Genomic DNA, 17044 nt, shown 5'->3' on the forward strand with positions numbered 1-17044 from the left:
GGTCGCCGAAGTATCCAAGCAGCGGGGCCATCGTCGAAATCTCCCGAATCAACAATGGCAGCTACAGAATCACACACGATTCCAACCCTTCAAGCCCCATCTGCCGCCCGGCCAATACGTCCCTTGACACCCCTCCGAAGCAGATGTGTGCGCACGCTAGCCCCCTGCGGGAGAAGGTGGATCGGCGCGTCAGCGCCGAGACGGATGAGGGGTGCTCCAGCTTGGCGCTACGCTTGTTCTGTGGCGGGGTGTATTGACGTAAATCTTCACCGCCTCATTCCGTCCAATACCCCGTCTCGGCGCTTCGCGCCGATCCACCTTCCCCCACAAGGGGGGAAGGAAAAGGCACTCACCTCCGCACCCGCGACTTCAGCCAGCGATCAAAGGCCACCGCCAGGATCAGGATCAGGCCGATGACGATGCTTTGCGTGTAGGACGAGACGTTGTTGAACTGCAGCCCGTTCTGCAGCACGCCGATAAGGGCCGCCCCAACCACCGTGCCGCCGACCGAGCCGATGCCGCCGAACAGCGAGGTGCCGCCGATGACGACGGCCGAGATCACCGTCAGTTCGTAGCCGATGCCAGCCACCGCTTCGGAAGAATTCAGCCTGGCCGACAGCACGAAAGCGGCGAGCCCGGCGAAGAAGCCGACGATGACATAGACCGAGACCAGGATACGGTCGACGCGCAGGCCGGACAGCCGCGCCGCCTCCGCATTGCCGCCAACGGCATAGACGGCGCGGCCATAGCGCGTGTAGCGCAGCACGATGTGGCACAATATGGCGGCAATGGCGAAGATGATCGCCGGCACCGGCACCGGGCCGATCAGCCCCGTGCCGAACCAGCGCATCGAGGCATCGAAACCCGAGATCGGGCCGCCATTGGAGATGGTCAGCGTCAGCCCGCGAAACACCGTCAGCCCGCCCAATGTCACGACAAAGGGCGGCACTTTCAGCCTTGTGATGGCAAGGCCCTGCACGCCGCCGGCGGCCGCTCCCACCAGAACGGCGGCGAGAAGTGCGGCGAACCAGCCATAGCCTTGCGTTCCCGACGTCGACAGCGACAGCGTGTTGGCCGCGCCGCCCTTGGCGACGACGGCGGCCACCATGCCGCAGAAGGCAAGCAGCGAGCCGACCGAAAGGTCGATGCCGGCGGTGAGGATGACGAAGGTCATGCCGAGCGCGATCAGCCCGGTGATCGAGATCTGCCTGGTGATGTTGAACAGGTTGATGGGGTCGATGAAGCTCGGCTTCAGCACGGTGAAGACGACGACGAGGGCTGCCAGGAACAGCAGCGGCCCGAAGCTCATCAAAAGCCTTGCGAGTGTGGCGCCGCCGCGCTGGCTCTGTTCCTCGGCGATGCTCATCATGTCAGCCCCTCCCCATCCTGCCCGAGTGCTTGCTGCCCGAGTGCTTGCTGCCCGAGTGCTTCCGGCCCGAGCGCGTCCTGCCCCCTCGCATCCTGCTTGTCGAGCGCCATCAGTTCCATCAGTTTTTCCTCATTTGCCTCGACGCCCGGCATCTCGCCGGTGATGCGGCCCCGGCGCATGGTGACGATGCGGTCCGACACCGCCAGCACTTCCGGCAGTTCGGATGAGATCATCATCACCGCGATGCCGCGCGCCGCGAGCTGCACCAGGATCTGGTGGACTTCCGCCTTGGCGCCAACATCGACGCCGCGCGTCGGCTCGTCGACGATCAGCACTTTTGGATCGCGCGCCAGCCAGCGCGCCAGGATCACCTTCTGCTGGTTGCCGCCCGACAGGCCCTCGATCGCCTGTTCGGCCGACGCCATGCGGATCGACAGCATTTTGCGGAAACCCGACAGCGCGTCGCGCTCGCGCCGCTCGGCCATGAAACCGAAACCGTTGCTGAACCGCCCGAGCGAAGCGACGGAGAAATTCGGCAATATGCCGAGCGCGGCAAAGATCGCCTGGTGCTTGCGGTCCTCCGGCACAAGGCCGATGCCGAGCGCGATGGCGTCGGCGGGTGAAGCCGGCGCGATTTGCTTGCCGTCGAGCGTGATCGTGCCCGCCGCGATGCGGTCGGCGCCGAAGATGACGCGCGCCAGTTCCGTGCGGCCCGAGCCGACGAGGCCGGCGACGCCAAGGATCTCGCCGGCCTTGAGGTCGATGTCGACGCCGTCGAGCACGATGGCATGTGGCGCCTCGGGGTCGCGCACGGTGCGCAAGCCCCGTACGGAAAGCACGACATCGCCGGCCACCGCGCGCTGCACCGGGCGCGCGTAAAGTTCGGACGCGGCACGCCCGACCATCTTTTCGATGATCCGTGGCAACTGGATCGGCCCCCGCTCGCGGTCGAGATGTCCGGCCAGCCTGCCGTCGCGCAGCACCGTCATGCGATCGCAGATGGCCGATGCCTCCTCGAGCCGGTGAGTGACGAACATGATGGCGACCTTGTCCCGGCGCAGCCGGTCCATGATCGACAGCAGCCGCTGCACCTCGGTCTCGGTCAGCGCCGAGGTCGGCTCGTCCATGATGATCAGCCGGCTTTTCAGCGACAGCGCGCGGGCGATCTCGACCAATTGCTGCTCGGCCACCGACAGCGCCGACACCGGCGTCATCGGGTCGATGGTGAGGCCGACACGGGCGATAATGGCGCGGGAGTCCTGCTCCATCTTGCGCCAGCTCACCAGCCCGAGCGGACCGGTCGGCGCACGGCCGATGAAAATATTCTCCGCCACCGTCAGCGTCGGGATCAGGCTGAGTTCCTGGTAGATGGTGACGATGCCGTGCTGCTTGGCATCCTGCGGACGCGCCGGCTGGTAGTCGGCGCCGTCGAAAATGATGCGCCCGCTCGACGGCGGCATGACGCCCGACAGGATTTTGAGAAGCGTCGATTTGCCGGCGCCGTTTTCGCCGAGCAGGCCGAGGATTTCGCCGGGCCTGACCTCGAGCGAGACGTCGCTCAGCGCGGTGACGCCGGCGAAATGCTTGGTGACGCCCTCGACGGCAAGCAGGACGGGTGCGGCTTCAGCTGGCTGCAAGGAGTGCTCCCTGAGACTTGAGATGTCTGCGCTGCCCCTCACCCTCACCCTCTCCCCGTATAGTGACGGGGAGAGGGGGGCGCCAGCGTTGGAGCTTCTCCCTTCTCCCCGTCACTATACGGGGAGAAGGTGCCGGCAGGCGGATGAGGGGCAGCGCCAATGTCGGCGATTGGTCCTGCTCGCAGGACATCACCTCGCCAGCCTGCCCATTATGGCGCCCCTACTTCGTCTCGTTCAGCCTCTCGGCCTTGTCGAGATTGTCCTTGCCGATGACGATCGGCGTCAGCAGCACCAGCTTCTCCTTCGGCTCGGTCTTGCTCTTGGCGTAGGCGACAGCGATCTGCACGGCGGTGCGCGACTGCTGGCCGGGGAATTGTTCGACCGTGCCGGCAAGCTTGCCGTCGCGCACGGCGACCAACGCTTCCGGCAGCGCGTCGAAGCCGTAGATCTTGACGTCGTTGAAGTTGCGCGCGGCACACGCTTCGAGCGCGCCCAGCGCCATGTCGTCATTGGCGCAGATGATGGCGTCCGGCTTGCCGTTGGCGGCAAGGCCGGCTTCCGTCACCGACAGCGCCTCGGCGCGGGCGAAGTTGGCGGTCTGCTCGAAGATGATCTGGTACTTGTCCTTCACGGGATCGAGCACATTGTGCACGCCCTTGTTGCGGTCGATCGCCGGGCCCGCGCCCGGCTGGCCCTGCAGGTGGAACAGCTTCGCGCCATTGGGGAATGCCGCCACCACGGCCTGCGCTTCCGCCTCGCCGCCCTTGACGTTGTCGGCGCCGACATGGGCAAGGATGCCCTGGACGCCATCGACGCGGCGGTCGATCGTCACCACGGGAACGCCGGCCTTGACCGCTTCCTCGATGGCCGGCGCCAGAGCGTTGACGTCGAGCGGCGAAATGACGATGGCATTGACCTTCTGCACCAGGGCCGCTTCGATGTCGGCGGTCTGCTTGGTGGCCGAATTCTGGCCGTCGCTCTCGGTCAGGTTGACACCTTGCGCCTGCGCCTCGGCCTTGATCTCGTTCAGCATGTGCACGAAGAACGGAAAGCCGAGATTGGGCACCGAGCCCAGTATGGTCAGCTTGTCCTCGGCGAACGCCGAACGTGCGGCCAGCACCAAGGCGCCCGCGGCCACGGACGTCATCAGGAATTCACGTCTGTTCATGGGTGATCCTCCTCCACAAGAACGCATGGCCCCGGAAACCGGGACCGGTTTCAGGAAGGATCATGCGTCGGTTCAAAGTGTTGGAGCATCCTCCTTGCGCCCGATGGCGCATGCCGCTCCAGCTGACGGCCGCTTAAAATTCCTCCGATCGGCGTCAGCAACAGGATGCTAACCCAGGGTCAACCATCTGTGCAACATCGATATAACAGGGCCGGACAGTGAATTATCGGAATTGTCGGAATTTTGAATTTTGGCACCCCGCCCTTTCGCCGAACGGTCGAGATCGGCGGCGCCGCGGCCGGAGCGCTTCACTTCCATTCTTTCGATCGTGCGCTACCTTGGAATCCGCTCGGGCTTTCGAACCCGCGACTTCGAAATTGCACGTTGGAGAACTGCATGAAACCGCATCATCTGCCATATGCTCGCATCGCTTGATGGCAGTCTCCATCCGAGCCGCTACACCACAAGCCCGGACGGAACCCGGGCCGAATGGTCAGGCGTCTATGAACAGGTCCACGGCGATCTCGAAGGCGACGCCTGGATCGTCGGCCGTGTCACCATGGCCGAGATGAGCAGGGCCGACGCGCACCCGCCGGCGCAAGCCGGCAAGGTCAAGCGGCCGCATCATTTCGCCCGACGCGACGTGGGCCGCTTCGCCGTGGCGCTCGATGCCTCTGGCAAGCTCCATTTTTCCAAGTCAGACATCGGCGGCGACCATGTCGTGGTGCTGCTTGGCCACGGCGTCGCCGACAGCCATCTGGCCGAGCTTGCCGGCGACGGGGTGTCCTATATCGTCTCGGAGACGACGGACATCGATCTCGCCGCCATGACCGACGTGCTCGGGCGTGAATTCGGCATCCGCCGGCTGTTGCTCGAAGGCGGCGCCGGCATCAACGGCTCCTTCTTCGCGGCGGGCCTCGTCGATGAACTCAGCCTTCTCGTTGCCCCCGCGCTCGATGCGCGGGCGGCAAACCAGGGTTTTGTCGAGTTCGGCGGGAGCGGCCTCGCCGGAAAGGTCCAGTTGTCCCTCACCGACTGCAAAGCCCTCGCGCACGGTCTCGTCCATTTGCGCTACGCCGTCACCTCCGGCTGAAGCGGATTTATAAGAGCATCAGTATCGCATCGCATCGAGATCGGCGATCAGCGTCGGCCCGGTCGGATGCCAGCCGAGCCGTGCCTGGGTCAGCGCGCTGGAGGCCGGCAGGTCCATGGGGGCAAACATCGCCATCCAGCCGAAATGCTCCGCCGCCTGTTCAAGCGCTATCGAAACGACCGGCACGTTGAGGCCCCGCCCGATCGCCTCGGCGATGGCGCGCACCTCGACGCCTTCCTCGCCGACGGCGTGATAGCGCGCGCCGGCCTGCCGCTTTTCCACGGCGAGCCGGAAAAGGCGCGCCGCGTCGAGAACATGGCCCGCCGAAAAGCGGTTGCGGCCTTCGCCGACATAGGCCGAGACGCCTTTCTGGCGTGCGATCTCGATCAGCGGCGTGATCAGCCCTTGCTTGACCGTATCGTGGACCTGCGGCAGGCGCACCACGGACACGTTGATGCCGGCCTCCAGCAAGTCGTTGCCCGCGAGTTCCGAGGCGATGCGCGGATTGCCGTGGCTGGGATTGAAGACGTCCTCGACCGCCAGTTCGCCATGTCCGGGACTGCCCATACCGACGCCGGATGTGATCACCAGCGGCCGGTCGGAGCCGGCGAGTGCCGAGCCGAGAGCCGCGATGACGCGCCTGTCCTTTTCGCAATTCTCGACAAACCGCGAAAAATCATGGTCGAACGCGGTGTGGATGACGGCTTCCACCTTCGCCGCGCCGTCGCGCAAGCCCTCGGGATCCTCGAGGGTTCCGCGATGGACCTCCGCGCCTGCCGCGACGAGCGCCCCCGCGCCGGCGTCGGAGCGGGTCACGCCAATCACCTGATGGCCCGCCTTGATGAGTTCGGGAACAAGCGCCGAACCGATGAAGCCGGTCGCGCCGGTGAGAAGGATACGCATGCAAAATCTCCTGCACAGTTGCAGGCGCAGTATCCCCGATCTATTATTCCATTAAAGTAGTGACCTTATCGTGGTATAATTGCTAATAGGATCGGCCATGCCCATTCATCCCGCCGGCACGCTCGCGGCCTTCCTGAAGGACCGGCGCAGCCGGCTCGATCCGGCGTCGTTCGGCTTTTCCGGGCGCAGGCGCACGCCGGGGCTGCGCCGCGAAGAGGTCGCGCAGCGCGCCAACATAAGCCCGACCTGGTACACATGGCTGGAGCAGGGCCGTGGCGGCGCACCCTCGGCCGATGTGCTGAACCGGATCGCCAAGGGACTGCTTCTGACCGAGGCGGAACGCGAACACCTTTTCATGCTCGGGCTGGGGCGCCCGCCGGAGGTCCGCTACATCGGGGCCGACGGCGTCAGCCCTCGCCTCCAGCGCCTGCTCGACACGCTCGATGCCAGCCCAGCTCTGATCAAGACGGCCACCTGGGATGTCGTTGCCTGGAACCGCGCCGCCGAAGTGGTGCTGACCGACTACGGCGCCCTGCCCGCCGGCCAGCGCAACATCCTGCGCTTCATGTTCCGCAGTCCCACTATCCGCGCCAAGCAACACGATTGGGAAAACCTCGCCCGTTTCGTGGTGGGCGCGTTCCGGGCCGATGCGGCGCGCGCCGGCGCAGTGTCCGAGGTCACCCAGCTGGTCGACGAACTCTGCAGCGTCAGCCCGGAATTCGCCGCCCTGTGGCAGGAAAACGACGTGCTCAGCCACGGCGACGGGACAAAGCGCCTGAAACATCCGGAACTCGGCGACATCGAGCTGGAATACTCGGCCTTCGCGGTCGACGGCCGGCCGGATCTGAGCATGATCGTCTACAACCCGCTGGACGGTGCGATCGCCGACCGTATCCGCGACCTCGCCCGGCGTCCCAAGGCGCAAAAGCCGCAGGACAGCCAGACATCGCGATGATACCCGGCCGATCTATCGTCGAAGCCACGCCAGGGGACAGGAGACCGCATGAACGAGCAGCGTGTCCACCAGATTTTCGAGGTCAGCCTGCTGCTGAAGGGCGCACATGCGCTGGTCGAATGCGTCGGCGGCCTGCTGCTCGCTTTTGTCAGCACCAGCACGATCGTGTCGCTGGTGAACAGGCTGACACAGGAAGAGCTGACCGAGGACCCGAACGATTTCATCGCCAGCCATCTGATGCACGCCGCGAGCCATTTCTCCGTCGGCACGCAGCATTTCTACGCGTTCTACCTGCTCAGCCACGGCCTTATCAAGATTGCCCTGGTAGTGGGCCTGCTGAGAGGCAAGCTATGGGCCTATCCGGCCTCGCTGGTCGCCTTGCTGCTGTTCATCGTCTACCAACTCTACCGCTTCAGCTATACCCATTCGGCGGGGCTGATCGTGCTCACCCTGTTCGATCTCATCGTCATCTGGCTGATCTGGCATGAGTACCGCCTCGTTCGGCGGCACGAGGTGGCAGGCCGCTAGAGGCGCCCGCCGAATCATCCCGACCACGATCGGCCGTCCGCATCGACAGTGGGGCAATACATCTTGCGCAAAATTCGTGCTTCCCTGCGTATTACCCTACGATAGCCACTACAACCGCCGGCCGCGCGCGGCCCTTGCCAGAAGCGAGCTTTGGTTTGAGGATTTTGAATGCGGCAAGACAATGGGCGCGGGCCATCAGGCGTGATGTCGTCGCCCTCTGGCTTGCCGCCCGCGACCCGCGCGTACCCTGGCATGCCAAGGCGGTTGCCGGTGCGGTCGCCGCCTACGCGCTGAGCCCCATTGACCTGATCCCCGACTTCATTCCGATCATCGGCTATCTGGACGACCTCATCATTGTGCCGCTGGGGATCATGCTGGCGGTCAAGCTGGTGCCGGTTGATCTGATGCGGGAATTCCGGGATGAAGCGACCCGACGCGCCAAGCCGGTAAGCAAGGCCGGCCTGATATTCATGATCGCGGTCTGGATAGTCGCGGCAGCGGCGTTGCTCTGGCTATTCTGGCCGACTCACCCGGCTTAGATTCAAACTGACCCGTTACCTCCGGTCATTGCGATGGCTCCGGCGCCAGGACCAGCCCGATCTCCCCGCCGCCTGCGCGGCGTGGCGGCGTACGGTGGCAAGGTCGAGCACGCTGTAGGTGGTCGCCACATAGGGTACGGTGAGTGCCGCGACCGAGTGGCCGAACGGCCCGATGACCGGAAAGGCAAGATCGATGACGCCCGGCTGCAGCCCGTCAGCCATCTCTTCATGGCCGGCGGCGCGGATGCGGGCGAGCGCCTCCAGAAGACCAGCTTCGACAGACTTTCAAGCGCCGACCAGGCCCTCGTCACCGCTGCCGCCGAGGCGCGCGACAAGGCCTACACGCCTTACTCCAATCACAAGGTCGGCTCGGCCGTGCGCACCGCGTCGGGTCGGCTGTTTTCCGCCTGCAATGTCGAAATCGTCACCTTGCAGCAATCGGTGCATGCCGAGCGCAACGCGGTGAGCAGATGGCGGCGGCGGGCGAGCGGCAGATCGAGGCCATTGTCTGCCACGGCCCCTATTCAGGCGTGCCATGCGCCGAATGCCGGCAGGTGATCTGGGAGTTCTGCTGCGACGATCCCGACGTCAAGATCATCGGCTCGACGCTCGATGGCGAGATCGAACTGATGACCATTGGCGAAATCTATCCGAGCCCCTACGGTCCGGGCACCAAGGGCATCGACTCGCGCAAGTTCCGAGGCCGAAATAAAGCTCAGACGAGCCGCTTGCCGGCGTCACCATCCCCTTTGGTGAACGGGCCGATGGCCGGACTGGAAGGAATCGAGCACCGCCAACCCAATCCGCATCCATGGATGCCAATGCCCGAATGCGGCATCAGCCAGGATCACCGACGGATCAAGCGCCACCGCACGAAATGCATGCGAAGCTGACATTTGAAGGAACATAAGTCAGGCAAGAAGCTTAGTAGCCATGAGCATGCGTGGCGTTCAATTGTTCACCAAAGCGGCCAGGCGGGATCGCCTATCCGAAGGTCCCGCGAAGAGCGAAGACATCGCCAAAAGAATTTTGAGCACGGCAGAAAAAGTTTCAAATCAAAATACCGGAGCCTCGGCGGTCGAAAATGACTTAACGCGCAACGACATCGGGGACTCTCAAGGGGATCGCAAAAAAAATCATCCGATCGTGGCAGTCTTCGACAGCGATTTTTTCCCCGTCCTGCTGCTCCTTGCCATTTATACCCTCGCTGTATTCGCCGCGACCTTCGCCGTGTTTCTTTGGTGGGTGGGCATACTATAGGGTGATCGAGCCCACAATCCGGTGTCCTGCAACAGGCGCCCGCCTCGCACTGGGCGGGGAGATTTCGTATCATTCCCTGTGTTCGAACACTGCCCCGTAGTGATACGGCGGTAGATCAACCATTCGCAAAAGCTGGAAACCATTGGCCTCCAAAACCGCCACCACAGCTTCGGGTGACATGCGCATCTCTGTCCCGGGGCCGCGCGGCTTGCCAAGCACGGTCGTCTGCTCTCGCGGCCGCTGATGCCAATTGACGAGCGCAAACAGACCGCGCGGCTTGAGCACACGGGCCACGACTTTGATAAGGGCTGGCTTGTCGGGCACGCCGTGGAAGGTGTTGGCCATCAGCACAAAATCGATTTTTTCAGGCACAAGTTCCGCAACTTCGCCGGCATCCGCAACAATCCATTCCAGGACCGAAACGCCGCGCCGCTTCACTTCGGCCCTGGCCGCCACGATCATGTCCGGGTCGAGGTCGAGCCCATAGACGCGGCCACCGACGATTTTCGCAAGCGCAGCGGTGAAATAGCCATCGCCGCAGCACAGATCCAGTGCCGTCATGCCGGGCTCGATACCTAACGACAGCAAAAGACCCGACGGCTCTGGCCAAAGCACCTCCCACCAATCTCGGTCAGGCATGGAGGTGGAGGGAAACGTTCCAGTCATCGGGCGGAAGCTTTTGAATTGTGCTGCGGAGCAGTGTCGACCCGCAAGCCGCCAAAGGCAATGACGCCATCGCCGATGGCGTCGACTGGCGCAAGTTCCGAGACCGACCGAAACAGGGACTCAGACAACCCGCTTGCCGCCGGGGCCGACGACGATCTCGCCGTCCTCCTTGGTGAACGGGCCGATGTCGGGGTTGGGCAGGAAATCGAGCACCGCCTCGGACGGCCGGGCCAGGATGACACCGAGCGGGCTGACCACGATCGGCCGGTTGATCAGGATCGGGTGCGCCAGCATGAAATCGAGGATCTCGTCGTCGCTCCACTTGGGATCGCCGAGGCCGAGTTCGGCATAAGGCGTGCCCTTCTCGCGCAACAACTCGCGCGGCGTCATCGCCATCGCCTCGAGCAATTCGATAAGCCTGCCGCGCGACGGCGGCGTCTTCAGATACTCGATCACCTGCGGCTCCTCGCCGGACTGGCGGATGATCGCCAGCGTGTTGCGCGACGTGCCGCAGTCGGGGTTGTGATAGATGGTGATGGTCATGGCGCGGCTTTCATCCGGGTAAGGGTTCTGGGGTCCGCCAGCAGCCAGCCTGCCAGCGACAGCGCAAGCAGCGCACCTGCCAATTCCGCGGCTATGAAGGCCGGGACATCGGATGGCCGGATTCCGGCAAACGTATTCGAGAAGGCGCGGGCGATGGCCACCGCCGGATTGGCGAACGAGGTCGAGGCCGTGAACCAGTAGGCGGCGGTGATGTAGAGCCCGACCAGCCAGGGGATGGCATCGTCCCGGAAGCGCAGGCCGGCAAGGACGGTGAAGACCAGGCCAAAGGTCGCGACCAGTTCGGCCAGCCACTGCCCATGCCCGCTTCGCACCGTTGCCGAAATCTCCAGCAATGGCAGTTCGAACATGGCATGCGCCACCAGCGTGCCGACGAGGCCGCCGAGGACCTGCATGGCGACGTAAGCCAGCGCCGCGAACCAGTCGATTTCGCGCCGCAGCGCAAAAACCAGTGTGACCGCCGGGTTGAAATGGGCGCCGGAGACCGGTCCAAGCGTTGCGATAAGCACCACCAGCATGGCGCCGGTTGGCATCGTGTTGGCAAGCAGCGAAAGCGCGGCGTCACCGGTCAGCCGACTGGCCATGATGCCCGAGCCGACCACCGTGGCAACCAGCATGGCGGTGCCCAGCGCCTCGGCCGCGAGACGGCGTCGAAGGTCGGTCATGGCTCCCACCTCAACATTGCAGGTCACGGCCTGGATGATCGGCTGGCAAAGCTCCGGCTGGCCGTTGCAGCAATCCTCCATCAGATAGGCCAGGAGGTCGCGAAACCCGGTCATGTCGGCGGTGTAGCGAATGCTGCGCCCCTCGCGTTCGGCATGCACCAGCCCGGCTTGACCGAGGGTCTTCAAATGCGCCGACATGGTGTTCTGCACCGCGCCCAGCCGCGTGGCGATCTCGCCTGCCGGCGTCCCCTCGGGCCCGGCGCGAACCAACAGCCGGAACACCTCCAGCCTAGTTTCCTGGCCGAGCGCGGCGAGCGCCAGCAATGCCGCTGTCTTGTCCATCAATCCATTTATCCAGATTTATGGATTAATCGCAGCCGACCATGACAAGCCTGTGACAGCCTCACGGCTTGCGCGCGGAACCGGTCGAGCGTGGCTCGCTGAGATGCGGGCGCCAGCCATGCACGCGGTCCCGTCCCGCGGCCTTGGCGCCGTACAGCGCCTCGTCGGCGCGCCTGATGAGATCGGCGATCTCGATCGCCGCGCCGCCCTCGAAGGTACCGACGCCGATGCTGACGGTGACGATGCCCTTTTCGCTGCCAGGATGGGCGAGCGCGAGGTCGCGCACCTTGCTCCTGAGGCTTTCGGCAATGACGAAGGCGCCTCTCGCGTCGGTTTCAGGCAGGATGAGCGCGAACTCCTCGCCGCCATAGCGGGCTGCCGCGTCGACCGGCCGGCGGGCCGTCGCCTCGATGCAGCGGCTGACGGCGCGCAGGCATTCGTCACCCGCCGGATGGCCGTAATGATCGTTGAACCGCTTGAACCAGTCGACGTCGATGATGAGCAGGCTGAGCGGTTTCATGTTGCGCCGGCAGCGGGCGAACTCGCGCGACAGCGCGTCGTTGAAGGCCCGCCGCGTCAAGAGTTCGGTCAGCCCGTCGCGATGCGCCAGCAGATTCAGCTTCTCGTTGGCCGTCAGCAATTCAGCCTCGACTTGCTTGGCCTCGGTGATGTCGGAAAACACGCTGAGGCTTCCGCCGTCCCCGGTCGGCCGGGTCCGCACGTCCAGCCAGCGCCCGTCGGCGAGCCGCACCTGGCGGTGGCTGGCAAGCGTCTGCGAGGCCATCACGTCGGCGATCCAGTCCTCGACCGCCTCCGGCGGCGTGATCCCTTCGCCGCGCGCCGCCGAGGCGCGCAAGATATCGCGATGGTCGGCACCAGGCACCCTGATGTCGGCCGTCTTCGGAAACATGGCGCGGTACCGGGCGTTGCACAGCACCAGCATGCCGTCGGGGTCGAACATCACCAGGCCATCGGCCATGTGCGTCAGCGCGTCTCCGAGCCTCGCCTGGCTTTCCGCCAGCTCGGTCTCCAGCTGCTTGCGTATGGTGATGTCACGGTTGTGTGTGATCAGCCCGACGACCGCCCCGGTCTTGTCGCGAAACGGCGCCTTCAGGGTCGCCAGCCAGCCATCGGTCCCGTCCGCGTGGTGCAGGCGCTGTTCGATGGTGGAGGAGACGCCGGACGCCAGCACGGCAAGCTCGTCCTCGCGGAATTCCTGCGCCGTTTCGCGCGGATAGAAGTCGAAATCCGTCTTGCCGATCAGCGCCCTGGCATCAGGCGCATGCATCAGCTCGGCGGTTGCCGGATTGGCGATGATGAACCGCCCGTCGAGGTCCTTGACGTTGAGGCAGTCGGGCAAGGTCTCCACCACGGCCTTGAAGATGCGCCTGGACTGCAACGCTTCGAGACGACGCCGCTCCTGGTGGAGCGCAAGCCCCGACATCGCCACCGAGACGAAGATGAGCAGGGCGGAAGGCAGCGCCACCTCCGGCAGAACGATCTGCAGGACGGCTCGCGGCAGGACGGAGAGGCCAAGCAGCGATCCGGCAGCGGCCGCCGCGCCAAGGATCATGATATCGGCCATGCCGGGCGGGCGGCCCCTGAGGGCAAGATTGCCGGCAATGCCAATCAGCATGGTGGCCGCGATCCCGACCGCGCCGGCAAAGGCGCCTATGCCGCCCTCGAAAGTCCGGAACGCTCCGGCCATGACCCCGGCGACGATGCCGGCGACAGGACCGCCGAAGAAGCCGGCAAGCCCGATCATCGTCGTCCTGAGGTCGACCAGGACACCCGGCTGCAACTGCATGGGGGTCAGCATCAGGATGATGGCACCGGCGCCCATCAGCAGGCCGAAGGCCACCGCCTTCGCCATGGCCGGCCTGCGGTCCAGCCACACATGCGTGTGGATCCAGACCGAAACGAACATCGCAACGACCGCGAGATTGGCCAGCAATTCGGACCAGGGCGAACCCATCGCGCGCCTTTCCTCTTACCGGGCTTTCGCCGTATCGCCTCCTCGATAGACCCTCAATGACAACAAAGTGTTACATCGGGTATTTGACCTCCGGCGGAAGAGACAAGCATGCGGCGGCATGCCTGTTGTAATCACCCCCATCGCATCGTGCCGACGAAATCGATGAAGGCGCGCAGCGGCGCCGGGATGAGGCGGCGGCCGGGATAGTAGAGGAACGGGCCTGAAAACTCCTGCCACCAGGGCTCCAGCACCGGTTCCAGCCTGCCGTCGTCGAAATAGGGACGCAGCCAGTCCTCGAACAGCGAGACGATACCGCCGCCGGCGACCGCCACCTCGAGCGCGAGCGACATCGCGGTGCCGGTGCTGACCAGCAGCGGGCCGGTCGGGTCGACGCTCACCACCTCGCCGTCGCGCTCGAACTCCCAGGGCGGCGTCACGCCGCTGGCGAAGCGGCCGCGCAGGCAGGCGTGATCGAGCAGGTCGCGCGGATGGCCGGGCCGGCCGTGCCGGTCGAGATAGGCTGGCGCGGCGGCGGTGGCGAAACGCTGTCGGCGCGGGCCGATCGGCACGGCGATCATGTCCTGCTCCAGCCGCTCGTCATAGCGGATGCCGGCATCGCAGCCGCTCGCCAGTATGTCGACGAAACTGTCCTCGGCGGTCACTTCCAGCCGAATGTCGGGATAGGCGGCGAGGAAGGGCGGCAACAGGCGCGGCAGTACCAGTTTCGCGGCGACGACCGGCACGTTGAGCCGCAGCGTGCCGGCCGCACGGCCGCGAAAGCCGTTGACCACGTCGAGCGCCGCCTCGACCTCGCCGAGTGCCGGGCCGAGCCGTTCGAGCAGCCGCGCGCCGGCCTCGGTGGGCGCGACGCTGCGCGTGGTGCGGTTGAGGAGCCGCACGCCGAGCCCGCTCTCCAGCCGCCGCACCGTCTCGCTGAGGCTGGAGGCACTGACGCCGCTCACCCGGGCCGCTTCGCGAAAGCCGCCGGCGCGCGCCACCGCCATGAACGCCTGGAGGTCACCGAGATCCGCCGCCATTGTTCGCTCTTCCGCACAGGGTGTACCGATTGCACCATATTATCGTGCAGATGCTCGAAGTCTATATTGGGCCGATCCAAAAGGAGATGAGACCATGACCGACATCAGCAAGGCCGGAACTTACAAACTCGGCGACCGCACCGTGAAGCGACTGGGCTACGGCGCCATGCAACTGGCCGGACCCGGCGTGTTCGGCCCGCCGAAGGACCGCGACGCGGCGATCGCCGTGCTGCGCGAGGCTATCGCCAGCGGCGTCGACCACATCGACACCAGCGATTTCTACGGCCCGCACGTCACCAACCAGATCATCCGCGAGGCGCTGCATCCCTACCCCGCCAACCTCACCATCGTCACCAAGGTCGGCGCCCGGCGCGACGACAAGGGCGCGTGGCTTCCGGCCTTCGCGCCGGACGAGCTCAGGCAGGCGGTGCACGATAACATGCGCAATCTCGGCCTCGATGTGATCGAGGTCGTCAACTTCCGCCGCCATGACGGCCTGCATGAACCATCCGAAGGTTCGATAGCGAAGGAAGTGACGGTTCTGGCTGAACTGCAGCGGCAGGGCCTGGTCAAGCATATCGGGCTGAGCAACGTCACCCTCGCCCAGGTCGAGGAGGCGCGCCGCATCGTCCCGATCGTATGCGTGCAGAACCTCTACAACATCGCCCACCGCAACGACGACGCGCTGATCGATGCTCTTGGTGCCGACGGCATCGCCTATGTGCCGTTCTTCCCGCTCGGCGGCTTCACGCCGCTGCAGTCGGACACGCTGGCCAATGTCGCTCGCAAACTCGGCGCGACGCCCATGCAGGTGGCGCTCGCCTGGCTCCTGCGCCGCGCGCCCAACATCCTGCTCATCCCCGGCACCTCCTCGGTCGGCCATCTCCGGGAAAACCTGGCGGCCGCGGACCTCGACCTGCCGGCCGACGCACTTGCTGTGCTGAACGGCATCGCGAACGAGAAAGCAGCCGCCTGAGGCAATGCGACCCGCCTTCTCCCTTGCCGGGAGAAGGCGACGCCATGTCTTGCACACGCCTCGCCGCTCATGCCATCAGTCGGCCCACCAACACCGGCGATCGGCATGCCACGACCAGGAACACCAAACAGCGGCGGGCGACCCGCCCCGCCAGGCGTCAGCCTGAACCGCGCGATCTCAAAGCTCGGCCTGTGCTCGCGCACGCAGGCGCAGGTGCTGATTGCCGAGGGCCGCGTGCGTGTCGGCGGCAAGGTGGTGCGCGATCCCGAGCAGCGCGTGGACATGAACCGCGACAAGATCAGCGTCGACGGCGAAGAGGTCGTCGCCGAGCGCAAGGTCTACCTGATGCTCAACAAGCCGCGCGGACTGGTCACCACCCGCGACGACCCGCAGCAGCGCGGCACCGTCTATGCCTGCCTCGAAGGGCTCGACCTGCCCTTCGTCTCGCCGGTCGGCCGCCTCGACAAGGCGAGCGAAGGCCTGCTCCTGATGACCAACGACACCCGCTTCGCCAACCGGCTGATGGACCCGGCTTCGCATCTGCCCAAGACCTATCATGTGCAGGTCGGCATGGTGCCGAACGACGCGATGCTGGACGCGCTGCGCGTAGGGGTGACCGTCGATGGCGAGACCCTGACGGCGAGCTCGATCGCGCTTTTGCGCAGCGGCGGCCGCACCGCCTGGCTGGAAATCGTGCTCGACGAAGGCAAAAACCGACACATCCGCCGCCTGCTTTCAGCGCACGGCATCGAGGTCAAGCGCCTCATCCGCATCGCCATCGGCCGGCTGCCGCTGGGCGACCTCGCCAAGGGCACCGCGCGGCATTTGACGCAGGAGGAATTGGTGCTGGTGGGTGGTGAACAAGCCTCCCCCGCCAGGCTGGAATTGCGTTAAAACAAGGGAATGGAGCGATTCGGCGTTTCCATGAAACAATGAACCGCTCCTGACCAAATCAGGCCTTGTTGGTGATCCACATGGTGGGCGCGCCGACCACGCCGGCGCTCGCCATCGCTTCTTTCAATTTTGGATTTTCGATGAAGGCGCGCGCGTCGGCGGCACTGGCGAAGTCATGGGTCACGGTGACGTCGTTGGGATTGTCCGCCGCCTGGTAGACGCTCTCAGCCTTTACGCCGCTGGCCTTCTGAACCGGGGCGAACGCGTCATAGACCTTGCGCCATGCCTTGTAATCGGACACGGCATGTCTCACGAACAGTGTCGTCATCATCCATTCCTTCCAGGCTGTTGTTGACGTTGCGCCCAAGCGATCGGCGATGGGCCTTCCAGTCTATTGCCCCAATCCTGGCTTTGGCAAACAGGCGAATGAATGACAGCCGGGCCGTCTCCTGACGGAAAGCTGTCAGGAGGCCTGG

The 17044-nt window shown here is 65.0% G+C and carries 20 protein-coding genes and 1 pseudogene; 9 read left to right on the forward strand and 12 right to left on the reverse strand.

What is annotated here, in order from left to right; all coding sequences use genetic code 11:
* Window positions 1-349: 349 nt before the first annotated feature.
* From FJ938_RS09505 to FJ938_RS09515, 3 genes are all read right to left on the reverse strand, one after another.
* A complete protein-coding gene (locus FJ938_RS09505) occupies window positions 350-1366 on the reverse strand; it encodes an ABC transporter permease (protein ID WP_140613585.1) in 1017 nt (338 codons plus the stop codon).
* Window positions 1366-3006 (reverse strand): sugar ABC transporter ATP-binding protein, encoded by a 1641-nt coding sequence (locus FJ938_RS09510; protein ID WP_140693059.1) that lies wholly within the window; start codon window positions 3004-3006, stop codon window positions 1366-1368. The genes FJ938_RS09505 and FJ938_RS09510 overlap by 1 nt, the downstream gene beginning before the upstream one ends.
* A 220-nt stretch (window positions 3007-3226) precedes the next feature.
* Window positions 3227-4174, reverse strand: a complete 948-nt coding sequence (locus FJ938_RS09515) for a substrate-binding domain-containing protein (protein ID WP_140693062.1) — start codon at window positions 4172-4174, stop codon at window positions 3227-3229.
* Window positions 4175-4592: 418 nt separating this feature from the next.
* Here FJ938_RS09515 and FJ938_RS09520 point away from each other — a divergent pair, with 418 nt between their 5' ends.
* The gene (locus FJ938_RS09520) at window positions 4593-5267 is read left to right on the forward strand and encodes a RibD family protein (RefSeq protein ID WP_140693065.1); all 675 of its coding nucleotides are present in this window, start codon (window positions 4593-4595) and stop codon (window positions 5265-5267) included.
* A gap of 18 nt (window positions 5268-5285) precedes the next feature.
* Here FJ938_RS09520 and FJ938_RS09525 read toward each other — a convergent pair whose 3' ends face one another.
* Window positions 5286-6170, reverse strand: coding sequence for an SDR family oxidoreductase (locus FJ938_RS09525; protein WP_140693068.1), 885 nt, complete (start codon window positions 6168-6170; stop codon window positions 5286-5288).
* Between the two features lie 97 nt (window positions 6171-6267).
* On the opposite strand from FJ938_RS09525, the gene FJ938_RS09530 reads away from it, so the two are divergent.
* From FJ938_RS09530 to FJ938_RS09540, 3 genes are all read left to right on the forward strand, one after another.
* Window positions 6268-7125, forward strand: coding sequence for a helix-turn-helix transcriptional regulator (locus FJ938_RS09530; protein ID WP_181169041.1), 858 nt, complete (start codon window positions 6268-6270; stop codon window positions 7123-7125).
* A gap of 48 nt (window positions 7126-7173) precedes the next feature.
* Entirely contained in the window at window positions 7174-7653 is a 480-nt protein-coding gene (locus FJ938_RS09535; protein WP_140693070.1) for a DUF2127 domain-containing protein, read from the forward strand.
* A gap of 155 nt (window positions 7654-7808) precedes the next feature.
* Complete coding sequence (locus FJ938_RS09540; RefSeq protein ID WP_140693343.1) at window positions 7809-8192, forward strand: YkvA family protein; 384 nt, start codon at window positions 7809-7811, stop codon at window positions 8190-8192.
* A gap of 15 nt (window positions 8193-8207) precedes the next feature.
* Here the strand turns inward: FJ938_RS09540 and FJ938_RS29370 are convergent, their stop codons facing one another.
* Entirely contained in the window at window positions 8208-8414 is a 207-nt protein-coding gene (locus tag FJ938_RS29370) for a hypothetical protein (protein ID WP_181169042.1), read from the reverse strand.
* 6 nt (window positions 8415-8420) lie between these two features.
* On the opposite strand from FJ938_RS29370, the gene FJ938_RS29375 reads away from it, so the two are divergent.
* Genes FJ938_RS29375 through FJ938_RS09555 form a run of 3 tightly spaced genes read left to right on the forward strand, consistent with a single transcriptional unit; the run spans window position 8421 to window position 9452 of the window.
* The gene (locus FJ938_RS29375; protein ID WP_181169043.1) at window positions 8421-8750 is read left to right on the forward strand and encodes a hypothetical protein; all 330 of its coding nucleotides are present in this window, start codon (window positions 8421-8423) and stop codon (window positions 8748-8750) included.
* Complete coding sequence (locus FJ938_RS09550) at window positions 8663-9085, forward strand: hypothetical protein (protein WP_181169044.1); 423 nt, start codon at window positions 8663-8665, stop codon at window positions 9083-9085. Before FJ938_RS29375 ends, FJ938_RS09550 begins: the two co-directional genes overlap by 88 nt.
* A gap of 40 nt (window positions 9086-9125) precedes the next feature.
* A complete protein-coding gene (locus FJ938_RS09555) occupies window positions 9126-9452 on the forward strand; it encodes a hypothetical protein (protein ID WP_140693078.1) in 327 nt (108 codons plus the stop codon).
* 69 nt (window positions 9453-9521) lie between these two features.
* Here the strand turns inward: FJ938_RS09555 and FJ938_RS09560 are convergent, their stop codons facing one another.
* From FJ938_RS09560 to FJ938_RS09585, 6 genes and pseudogenes are all read right to left on the reverse strand, one after another.
* On the reverse strand, window positions 9522-10118 hold the full coding sequence (locus FJ938_RS09560; RefSeq protein ID WP_140693080.1) for a class I SAM-dependent methyltransferase: 597 nt from the start codon (window positions 10116-10118) through the stop codon (window positions 9522-9524).
* 120 nt (window positions 10119-10238) lie between these two features.
* Window positions 10239-10661, reverse strand: coding sequence for an arsenate reductase (glutaredoxin) (arsC, locus tag FJ938_RS09565; protein ID WP_140693083.1), 423 nt, complete (start codon window positions 10659-10661; stop codon window positions 10239-10241).
* Complete coding sequence (locus FJ938_RS09570) at window positions 10658-11344, reverse strand: MIP/aquaporin family protein (protein WP_140693346.1); 687 nt, start codon at window positions 11342-11344, stop codon at window positions 10658-10660. Before FJ938_RS09570 ends, arsC begins: the two co-directional genes overlap by 4 nt.
* A 105-nt stretch (window positions 11345-11449) precedes the next feature.
* Window positions 11450-11686: pseudogene (locus FJ938_RS29855) on the reverse strand (metalloregulator ArsR/SmtB family transcription factor); the annotation flags it as partial.
* Between the two features lie 61 nt (window positions 11687-11747).
* Window positions 11748-13661: a diguanylate cyclase gene (locus tag FJ938_RS09580; protein ID WP_140693086.1), complete on the reverse strand. Its 1914-nt coding sequence runs from the start codon at window positions 13659-13661 to the stop codon at window positions 11748-11750.
* A 131-nt stretch (window positions 13662-13792) separates the two neighbouring features.
* Window positions 13793-14698, reverse strand: coding sequence for a LysR family transcriptional regulator (locus tag FJ938_RS09585; protein WP_140693088.1), 906 nt, complete (start codon window positions 14696-14698; stop codon window positions 13793-13795).
* Window positions 14699-14792: 94 nt separating this feature from the next.
* Between FJ938_RS09585 and FJ938_RS09590 the strand changes: the two genes are divergently transcribed.
* Together FJ938_RS09590 and FJ938_RS09595 are read left to right on the forward strand one after the other, a co-directional pair.
* Entirely contained in the window at window positions 14793-15674 is an 882-nt protein-coding gene (locus FJ938_RS09590) for an aldo/keto reductase family oxidoreductase (RefSeq protein ID WP_140693091.1), read from the forward strand.
* Window positions 15675-15779: 105 nt separating this feature from the next.
* Window positions 15780-16568, forward strand: coding sequence for a pseudouridine synthase (locus FJ938_RS09595; protein ID WP_140693094.1), 789 nt, complete (start codon window positions 15780-15782; stop codon window positions 16566-16568).
* A 58-nt stretch (window positions 16569-16626) separates the two neighbouring features.
* Here FJ938_RS09595 and FJ938_RS09600 read toward each other — a convergent pair whose 3' ends face one another.
* Window positions 16627-16896 carry a cyclase gene (locus FJ938_RS09600; RefSeq protein WP_140611891.1) on the reverse strand — a complete coding sequence of 90 codons (270 nt, stop codon included), beginning with the start codon at window positions 16894-16896 and terminating at the stop codon, window positions 16627-16629.
* Window positions 16897-17044 lie beyond the last annotated feature (148 nt).

Source organism: Mesorhizobium sp. B2-4-14 (assembly GCF_006442155.1).
Lineage (GTDB): Bacteria > Pseudomonadota > Alphaproteobacteria > Rhizobiales > Rhizobiaceae > Mesorhizobium.

Coding starts and splice junctions, on each gene's coding strand:
- FJ938_RS09505 (WP_140613585.1), bottom strand. CDS start 1,366: ATGAGCATCGCCGAGGAACAGAGCCAGCGCGGCGGCGCCACACTCGCA.
- FJ938_RS09515 (WP_140693062.1), bottom strand. CDS start 4,174: ATGAACAGACGTGAATTCCTGATGACGTCCGTGGCCGCGGGCGCCTTG.
- FJ938_RS09520 (WP_140693065.1), top strand. CDS start 4,593: ATGCTCGCATCGCTTGATGGCAGTCTCCATCCGAGCCGCTACACCACA.
- FJ938_RS09525 (WP_140693068.1), bottom strand. CDS start 6,170: ATGCGTATCCTTCTCACCGGCGCGACCGGCTTCATCGGTTCGGCGCTT.
- FJ938_RS09530 (WP_181169041.1), top strand. CDS start 6,268: ATGCCCATTCATCCCGCCGGCACGCTCGCGGCCTTCCTGAAGGACCGG.
- FJ938_RS09535 (WP_140693070.1), top strand. CDS start 7,174: ATGAACGAGCAGCGTGTCCACCAGATTTTCGAGGTCAGCCTGCTGCTG.
- FJ938_RS29370 (WP_181169042.1), bottom strand. CDS start 8,414: ATGGCTGACGGGCTGCAGCCGGGCGTCATCGATCTTGCCTTTCCGGTC.
- FJ938_RS29375 (WP_181169043.1), top strand. CDS start 8,421: ATGGCCGGCGGCGCGGATGCGGGCGAGCGCCTCCAGAAGACCAGCTTC.
- FJ938_RS09550 (WP_181169044.1), top strand. CDS start 8,663: ATGGCGGCGGCGGGCGAGCGGCAGATCGAGGCCATTGTCTGCCACGGC.
- FJ938_RS09555 (WP_140693078.1), top strand. CDS start 9,126: ATGAGCATGCGTGGCGTTCAATTGTTCACCAAAGCGGCCAGGCGGGAT.
- FJ938_RS09560 (WP_140693080.1), bottom strand. CDS start 10,118: ATGACTGGAACGTTTCCCTCCACCTCCATGCCTGACCGAGATTGGTGG.
- arsC (WP_140693083.1), bottom strand. CDS start 10,661: ATGACCATCACCATCTATCACAACCCCGACTGCGGCACGTCGCGCAAC.
- FJ938_RS09570 (WP_140693346.1), bottom strand. CDS start 11,344: ATGACCGACCTTCGACGCCGTCTCGCGGCCGAGGCGCTGGGCACCGCC.
- FJ938_RS09580 (WP_140693086.1), bottom strand. CDS start 13,661: ATGGGTTCGCCCTGGTCCGAATTGCTGGCCAATCTCGCGGTCGTTGCG.
- FJ938_RS09585 (WP_140693088.1), bottom strand. CDS start 14,698: ATGGCGGCGGATCTCGGTGACCTCCAGGCGTTCATGGCGGTGGCGCGC.
- FJ938_RS09590 (WP_140693091.1), top strand. CDS start 14,793: ATGACCGACATCAGCAAGGCCGGAACTTACAAACTCGGCGACCGCACC.
- FJ938_RS09595 (WP_140693094.1), top strand. CDS start 15,780: ATGCCACGACCAGGAACACCAAACAGCGGCGGGCGACCCGCCCCGCCA.
- FJ938_RS09600 (WP_140611891.1), bottom strand. CDS start 16,896: ATGACGACACTGTTCGTGAGACATGCCGTGTCCGATTACAAGGCATGG.